Below are 875 nucleotides of genomic sequence, written 5' to 3'. Positions count from 1 at the left end.
TGTTATGTGCAATAACATAGTTTACATAAATAGGGGTCTTCCCCCTACTGAAAAAAGTGATACTTTTAGGCATAAGAAGGAGTTGATTCTTATGCCATGGGAAGAAAGGAATGTCACCAAAGCTATGTTACGCAAAGAATTCGTTGAACGGGTACTTGCTCATGAGAAGAGCAAAAAAGCCCTTTGTCTTGAATATGGAATCAGTCGTCCTACAGGAGACAAGTGGATTAAGAGGTATCGTGAAAATTCTTCTTGTGAAGAACTTTCACGAGAACCTCACCACCGTGCCAATCGCACATCCCCTGAAATGGAAGCACTGGTCATCAAGACACGAAAAGAAAATTATGACGCGTGTGCCTTAGTTGTCCATACCCTTTTGAAACGACAAGGTATTCCAAACGTTCCCTGTGTCCGTACCATTAACAATATCTTTCATCGGTACGGCTTGATCACACCGGACGCCAGTCAGGCAGCTACACCTTATACACGTTTCGAAAAAGAAGCTCCTAACGACATGTGGCAAACCGATTTCATCGGTCACTTCGCCTTGAAAAACCAAAGACGCTGCCATCCTTTGATGGTGATGGATGACCATTCCCGGTTCAACCTAAGCTGCCATGCTCAATACGGGGAAACCTTCGGCGATACGATACCGGTAATGAGAAAAATATTTCTGGAATACGGTATGCCAAAGGTAATTCTGTGCGACAATGGCAATCCATGGGGAACGGTCCAAAGCACCGGATTCACCAAGTATGAAGTATGGATGATGGAACGGGGCGTCCTGGTAATTCATGGAAGGATTAAACATCCTCAGACACAGGGCAAGCAGGAACGGATGAATCAGACGTTCCGGAAGGGATGCATACAAGGTC

The 875-nt window shown here is 45.0% G+C and carries 1 protein-coding gene; it reads left to right on the top strand.

Going from position 1 to position 875, the window contains the following annotated elements; translation table 11 throughout:
* Positions 1-91: 91 nt before the first annotated feature.
* Positions 92-875: DDE-type integrase/transposase/recombinase (locus tag WMO23_RS11365; protein ID WP_349174134.1), on the top strand; the 784-nt coding region annotated here is incomplete at its 3' end.

Source organism: Megasphaera intestinihominis (assembly GCF_040096415.1).
GTDB lineage: Bacteria > Bacillota > Negativicutes > Veillonellales > Megasphaeraceae > Megasphaera > Megasphaera intestinihominis.
This window is presented reverse-complemented; position numbering and strand designations above follow the sequence as displayed.